Below are 7,159 nucleotides of genomic sequence, written 5' to 3'. Positions count from 1 at the left end.
TAAAGCGGTACGCGAGCTGGGTTTAGAACGTCGTGAGACAGTTCGGTCCCTATCTGTAGCGGGCGAAGGAGATTTGAGAGGATCTGCTCATAGTACGAGAGGACCTGAGTGGACGAGCCTCTAGTGTACCAGTTGTCGTGCCAACGGCAGTGCTGGGTAGCTATGCTCGGAAAGGATAACCGCTGAAAGCATCTAAGCGGGAAACCTGCCTCAAGATTAGATCTCCCGAACGTAAGTTCCTGAAGACCCCTTGAAGATTAGGAGGTTGATAGGCTCAAGGTGTAAGTCCTGCGAGGGATTAAGCTGATGAGTACTAACCGGTCGTGAGGCTTACTGCGAGGTTTGAAAATTCTCGATACCAACACACGATTTCTTAAGCGTTATATTCAACTGTCATTGGTTACCTGATTTGTGCATTGCATCCTTCTGGAAAAAGCTTGTTGTTTGCACTGGGAATGAGTTATAGAATTTTTAAAAAGTTTTTTTAAGTTCTTGACATACTGAAGTTTTTTATGTTAATTTTATGAACAAAGGTTTTAAACCGTTGGTGAAACAATGTTCTTTAACTGAAATTATGGAACATTAAATCTACTCTGTGCTTTAATTGGTTTTTTGATTTTTGATACTTCACTGCCCCTTAGAGACAGCCTCAATCCTCTTTGTTCCCGATATTTCGTTTTCTTTTCAGAATAAAAAAATCCCCCGGCAGGTCTGAAGTTACGAAAGAACCTACCGAGGGATTTTACCCAAAGATAAAGCAACTAGTTCGATGATGGATAATGTTCTCTATGGAAACAATCCACTAGGAGCCTTTTCATTTATGGGGGTTTTTAGTCCATTATTTAAGTCCGAACAGATGACAAAGGTTACCAGCATCATCCAAGTCGGCGGTGCCGTCAAACAAGAATCCAGTAGTAACCGTTCCCGCTCCCGCACCTGTATTTATATTTTCATTACTAACTATTTCGTCTAGGTCGGTCCCATCGTAGAGAGCAATGGTAGCACTATCGTCGGTAGCAACGGTACCATCAGGTCCGGTTACTTGAACGTAACATTTGGTTACACCGGGGTGGGCGTCAAGTCGTACACAAACCTTAATAGTTTCCGTTACGGCAGGAGAGCCTGATGTTACACTGTCTGCATACTTTTGAACAGAATCTACTATCTTAGCAGCTCTCCATACTCCCCGAATGGACGGTGGCGCAGTCTCTCCAACTCCACAACTTGAATGAAGTAGTCCGCGTTCAAAAGCCTCACTTGGACCATTATTCATTAATTCCGCAAAGAGCAATCCTTCTACGAAATCTTTAGTGGTTGTGGTCCTGCTCGCCAAATCAAAAGAGGTAGCTTCCTTGTCTTCTGTCGACATTTCTGATTTTTCAGATCGTGCCGTTTTATAAAAGATTATGGCGTTATCGGCGGGGTCAGATCCTAAATCCAGATTACCTTGTGTTTGCTCTACATTGCCAAAACGAGCATTGCTACAACCAGCGGAGAGAAGCGCATTTAAGGTAGCGGTTTCACCAGTACGCTCTGTTGGGGTAAGAGCCTTCAAAGTTTCCGGTCCAGGTAACGGACCCGTTCCGGTTAGAACCGAATCACCACAACCCACTTCCCCATCTTCAACCCCCCACGATTCCAGGAAGTCATAGAAACCGGTAGTTTCCGGTATATCGGCTTCCGTTACTTCACCAGGATCACCCTTTTCGCCTTGAAGTCCTTGCTCACCCTGTGGCCCCTGCGCTCCATCATCACCGGTGCAGGACACACCAAAAACTCCTACTGTCATGCATAACAATAGAATCATAAAAAGATTACGTAATCTCATGTGTAAATCCTCCTTAAATAAATTATCTTTTGAACTCTTAAAAACACTTCCGCGCTAATTTCGTTAATGAATTAAAGATGGATGCGGAAATCCGCTCGAAAGATTCAAAGCTTTACTCCAATGGAAGCATTTGGAAGCAAACCGCTCCTCTTTCAATTCGATTAACTCCTAATTTTCAAAACCCTCAACTCAATATGTATCAGAAAGACTTTTCGTTGTTTCCGTTCCATAATTTCAGTTAAGGAACGAAAACAGCGAAAATGAAAGAGTGGGTTGGCGATACCCGTTGCTTGGTATTACGGCACCGGGGTTATATCTCGATAAGTGTTTGTTATTTTCCGTAACGCAGTCGGGCGACGGCGTTGCGCTCCGCAAGCTGGTATCTTGCGTATTGGGCAGGCATTTGAGCCGATTTCCAGCGGCCCGCAATCTGCATATCAACTAGGGTGGCTCCGCCGATATCCATGCTTTTCACCGGACCGACTCGCAGAGAATGGCCGCTCACTCCTTCTATTCCGACCTGTTTTGCTCTGGTTTTCAGAATGCGGCGTATGGATAAAGAGGACAGTGCTTTTTCTCCGACCCAGGATGTCTGAAAGTTTCCGCGTGATACCCTTCGGAACAAGGCTCCGCTGTTCACCTTGGCAACTTCCAGCCACGTTTTAATCCGCGTCATTGTAGGATGGCCGAGATAAAGAACAGTTCCTCTGCCTTCCTGGTCTGTTTTTGATCTGCGAATGTTAATCCGTCCGGAACCGTCAGCTTCTTCCGTGATGTCGGAGACAAGCAACGCCGCCGTCTCGGAAATTCTAAGCATGGCATCCGACATAAGCGAGATTAAGGCTGCGTCCCGAATGCCCGTCAGTGAATCCGGATTGCTCAAGGATGCGGCAACTATTTTTTCTGCCTGTGTCCATGTAATGCCGCGGGCCTGACCGCGTCCCCTGTCTGCGCACCTGCGGCGGAATCCTCTCATTGCCGCGTCTGTGAGTTTGCCCGCGGGGGACTTGCGTTCTCTGAGTCTCGCCATATAGCAAACAGCCGCTATTGCTATCTGGGCGGTCGCCGGGGCTCTCCCTTTGGTTTCCAGTGTCGCAATATAACGGGCAAGTGACAGGTCGCTCAGCCTCTCTAGCAGTAAGTCAACGGACATGGTTTTGTTGTTAATATCCACAAATTCACTGAGCCGACGCAGAACCCCCAAGTAAGCCTTAAGCGTATTTTCTGATATGGATTCACTGACAAGACTTTTAAGGTTCTGTTCTATTTCAGCGTCGAAAACTATTTCTGCGCTTTTCTGGAAGGCTACAATCTCTTCCGACACATATTTGTCTTCTTCCACACTTTTTCCGACCGCTTCGTTCAATTTCGCAAGCTCTGGTTTCTCATACAGGTTTTGTCTTGTCACTTGAAGCCTCCTGTAAATTTTTTGAAAAATGTTCTTAATGTTTCTTGAGTAAAGGAATACGGAAATATATTAAGGGACGCTATGCGGGTTCTGGGTTCAGAACATCAAAAGGCAGTGCGGTTTTCTGGGAATTTCGGGAGATGGTTTTTATGGATACGCAAGGGCTGACAAGGATAGTCTGGGCCCGGCGAGAAACGAAATGCTGAAGGAAATCCTGACTACGGTTAAGTGGAGTGTCCGGGGGCGGATGTACGCAACCGGATTATAGGGTCAATGATCACTCATGATGACAAGGTTCCAGACCTTGTTGAGGAGGGAAAACGTTTTATCGTCTGTCTGTGGAAATGAAAAGCTGATTCGGCAGACCTTACGGTTTGTCCTCATCTGAAATTACTCTATCAGCAAAACGCAGACGACACAGTCTTCATTCCCATGGGTTTTCGACCCTGACGTCAATTACGGCAAAATCCCCGATGTTTCGCGTGGCTACAGAGAGATCATGCGTTTTTGCGGTTCCCGCAATTAGCGCGTCGCCCAAGTCTAGCACGCGACCAGACTTCTTGGCTTGTGCCCTGAACCGGGCTGCCCACTCCGCTTCTTTTCTTGCCAGCGGCAGAATACGGTCTTCGTATTCAGAGACGAACTCTGATAAGAGGCTATGCAAATCGAAACGGCGCTTTCCCTCTGGAAGGAGTTGCAGACCGAACTCAAGCTCATGCAGAACGACTGGCGACAGCCAGAGCTGTTTCTTCTGCATTGATATGAATGCTGACACTCTCGGATCAGAGTGCTTTTTGGTCAGTTCCGATATAACGTTGGTATCCAGAATGTAACCGCTCATTCCTCACCGTCCTCTATGAAGGGGATTTTGCGTTTGGACTCTCGGTTGCGCGGGATTTCAAACTCCCCTGCCTGGGACATATTTTCAAGAAGCCACTGACCCATGGGCTTTTTGGGCGATTCTTTGTCCTGCCACAACTTAGCGGGTATCAAAATGAAGGATTTCCGTACTCCTATCCGTTGCGGGCCTTCCGTCTCGGCAAGCATCAATATTTCGGAAAGCTTCGCCTTGGCCTCGGCGACAGTCCAGACATGATGGCTTTTGGAAGTGTTCATAGCTCTAACTCCTGTATATATGCTAGTCTAGTATAGTATATATACGAGGGTTTTTATTATCAATCCCGATCATTTATAATATAAAACCTGGCATGAATATCTCCGACCTGCTTATCCACCTGGGCGCGATCGCCATTGTCGCTATTCCGTTGTTCTACTATCTGACCAGAGAAAAAGGCCAGAGAAAGTCGGTTGAAACTGAGTTGTCTTTTATCAGAACCGAACTGGAAGAGTCAAAGAGCAAGAGTGCTCTACTGGAAGGGGAGCTTAAAGAATCGGTTGAAGTTGCAGGTGCTCTTAACGCCGAGAAAGCCTCCCTTGAATCCAGCGTAAGAGAAAAGCAAGCCGCCATTTTGGACCGTGATTCCAAGATTTCCGGGCTGGAAGGGCAGGTGAGGGAACTCACTTCACAGGTTACAGAAAAAGAAAGTCTTCTCTCAAGGCTCGGTACCACCATAGAGCAGGAAAGAAAGGGTTTCGAGGAAAAGCTGTCCATTCTGGATGAAGCGAAAAAAAGACTCGGAGATGAGTTTGAGAACCTGGGAAACAGGATTTTCGAGGATACGACCAGGAAATTCACCGATAAGAACAAGACGGATATGGAAACCCTCCTGAACCCCCTCCGCGAGCAGATAAAGGATTTCGAGAAAAAGGTCGCCGATACCCACAAGGATGCGAGCAGCGACAGGGCATCCCTCAAGGCCCACATAGAGAACCTCAAGAACCTGGGCGAGCAGATGAGCCGCGAAGCCGTCAACCTCACCACCGCCCTCAAGGGAGAGTCGCAGACCCAGGGTGCCTGGGGAGAAATAGTGCTTGAGAGGGCCCTTGAGATGTCGGGCCTCTCCGAAGGCAGGGAGTATCACTCACAGCCGAGCTACACAGGTGGGGACGGAAACACGCTGAGACCCGACGTGATAGTTCATCTTCCCGAGGGAAAAGACGTCGTAATCGACTCCAAGGTCTCGCTCACCGCTTACGAGAGATACATGTCCTGCGAGAATGAGGAGGAGAGGGGGGATTACCTCAGGCAGCATGTTCTCTCGTTTCGAAACCACATAAAGGAACTCAGTTCCAAGGCATACGAGGATATTCCCGGAATCACGAGCCTTAACTACGTTTTAATGTTCGTTCCGCTTGAATCCGCTTTCATGCTGGCCATAGAGACCGAGAGGGATCTTTACTCTGAGGCTTTCGAGAAGAACGTGATAATCGTCTGCCCCTCGACTCTTCTCGCGACGCTTAGAACAATACACAGCATCTGGCAGTTTGAGTACCAGAACGCAAACGCCAGGGAAATAGCCGAAAGCGCCGGCAGGATGTATGACAAGTTCGTGACTTTCACTGAGCATCTTGAAGAAGTCGGAAAGCGCATAGAACAGTCCGACCATGCTTATCAGAAGGCGATGAGCAGCCTTCGCGACGGCAAGGGCAACCTCGTTAAAAGAGCCTTGGATCTCAGGGAGTTAGGAATAAAAACCTCAAAGGAACTTCCCCCAGATTTCTCAGAGAGGTCCGAACTCTCGGAATACGTGGTTTCTTCCGGCAAGGAGACGGACGAGGGATTAAGCTGATCCATGGTGTTTAGAAAAAGGAGGGGAAATCGTGTACGATTCCACTTCCTGAAATCGATATCCAGAGAGGTAGCATAAATTGTTTGAGAATTCCATTAAAGGCAGCTGGGCTCTGGTGCTCGGTTCTTCAAGCGGCTTTGGGGAGGCCTGCAGTCTTGAGCTTGCGCGCCGTGGAATGAATATTTTCGGCGTGCACCTTGACCGAAGGGGCACCATGGCTAAGGTAGAGGGCATAGTTGAGGAGATAAAGGCTACGGGAAGCGAAGTGAAGTTCTATAACGTAAACGTGGCCGACGCACAGAAAAGACAGGAGGTCATTGCGGACATGAAGGACGTGGTGCGGCAGGACGGCTCCCAGGTAAAGGTGATGATACATTCAGTCGCCTTCGGGACGCTGAAGCGCTACGTTGCGGATGAACGCAGAGACGTTCTTAACACCAAGAACATTGACATGACTCTGGACGTCATGGCCCACAGCATCGTTTACTGGGCGCAGGATCTTGTTATGGAAGGGATAATGGGAGAAGGCGGGAGAATATTCGCCATGACGAGTTCGGGAAGCCACAGGGTATGGCCTACTTACGGCGCCGTATCGGCCGCCAAGGCGGCCATAGAGGCCCACATACGCCAGCTCGCCGTTGAGCTCGCCCCCAGCGGTATCACCGCTAATTCAATAATGGCAGGAGTAACGGACACTCCCGCGCTGAGGAAGATTCCGGGAAACGAGAAGCTCATCGAACATGCTCTCAGGGCAAACCCGTCGGGAAGGCTGACGACACCAGAAGACGTGGCAAAGGCCATCGCGCTTCTTTCTCTTGACGATGCCTCCTGGATCACGGGTAACGTGATAGGGGTTGACGGTGGGGAAGACCTTGTCTGACAAGTCTTATTAGTATAGAGGGCACTTCTAAAAATTGATTTGCGGCTCAAGATTGCGGACAACTTCCCGTTTTCCCTTTCAACCAAGGGGTTTTTCGTCATGCAAAGCCGTTTTTCATGCCATAAGAAGCAATTCTCTCCGTTTCATGACCACCTCTCACCCCATTTCTGCCTACGCCGCTCCCTCAAGATAAACCAGCCGCCGCATGTTGTACGCAAGATTCTTAAGACCTATGTGCGCCCTGGCCCTCACTATCCCTACGCTCCTTAGAAGTCTCCCTCCCATGTCGTTGCTCTGTGCCCCGAACACATGCTCAACCCTCACCCTCACCACCGAGTAGATACTGTTGGCGT

At 48.7% G+C, this 7,159-nt stretch carries 7 protein-coding genes and 1 rRNA gene; 3 read left to right on the top strand and 5 right to left on the bottom strand.

Going from position 1 to position 7,159, the window contains the following annotated elements:
- Nucleotides 1-338 (top strand): 23S ribosomal RNA (locus tag OXG10_05140); the annotation flags it as partial.
- A 500-nt stretch (nucleotides 339-838) separates the two neighbouring features.
- Here OXG10_05140 and OXG10_05135 read toward each other — a convergent pair.
- From OXG10_05135 to OXG10_05120, 4 genes are all read right to left on the bottom strand, one after another.
- On the bottom strand, nucleotides 839-1,828 hold the full coding sequence (locus OXG10_05135) for a hypothetical protein (protein ID MCY3826748.1): 990 nt from the start codon (nucleotides 1,826-1,828) through the stop codon (nucleotides 839-841).
- Between the two features lie 331 nt (nucleotides 1,829-2,159).
- A complete protein-coding gene (locus tag OXG10_05130) occupies nucleotides 2,160-3,236 on the bottom strand; it encodes a tyrosine-type recombinase/integrase (protein MCY3826747.1) in 1,077 nt (358 codons plus the stop codon).
- Nucleotides 3,237-3,660: 424 nt separating this feature from the next.
- Nucleotides 3,661-4,077: a PIN domain-containing protein gene (locus OXG10_05125; GenBank protein ID MCY3826746.1), complete on the bottom strand. Its 417-nt coding sequence runs from the start codon at nucleotides 4,075-4,077 to the stop codon at nucleotides 3,661-3,663.
- Entirely contained in the window at nucleotides 4,074-4,352 is a 279-nt protein-coding gene (locus OXG10_05120) for a hypothetical protein (GenBank protein MCY3826745.1), read from the bottom strand. The genes OXG10_05125 and OXG10_05120 overlap by 4 nt, the downstream gene beginning before the upstream one ends.
- A gap of 92 nt (nucleotides 4,353-4,444) precedes the next feature.
- Between OXG10_05120 and rmuC the strand changes: the two genes are divergently transcribed.
- Nucleotides 4,445-5,926: a DNA recombination protein RmuC gene (gene rmuC / locus OXG10_05115; protein MCY3826744.1), complete on the top strand. Its 1,482-nt coding sequence runs from the start codon at nucleotides 4,445-4,447 to the stop codon at nucleotides 5,924-5,926.
- Nucleotides 5,927-6,005: 79 nt separating this feature from the next.
- Nucleotides 6,006-6,806, top strand: coding sequence for an SDR family oxidoreductase (locus OXG10_05110; protein MCY3826743.1), 801 nt, complete (start codon nucleotides 6,006-6,008; stop codon nucleotides 6,804-6,806).
- Nucleotides 6,807-6,977: 171 nt separating this feature from the next.
- Here OXG10_05110 and OXG10_05105 read toward each other — a convergent pair.
- The coding region (locus OXG10_05105) for a transposase (protein ID MCY3826742.1) at nucleotides 6,978-7,159 on the bottom strand (182 nt) is incomplete at its 5' end.

Source organism: Candidatus Dadabacteria bacterium, from assembly GCA_026706695.1.
Lineage (GTDB): Bacteria > Desulfobacterota_D > UBA1144 > Nemesobacterales > Nemesobacteraceae > Nemesobacter.
The sequence above is the reverse complement of the archived record's forward strand: the minus strand, read 5'-3'. Positions and strand labels throughout refer to the sequence as shown.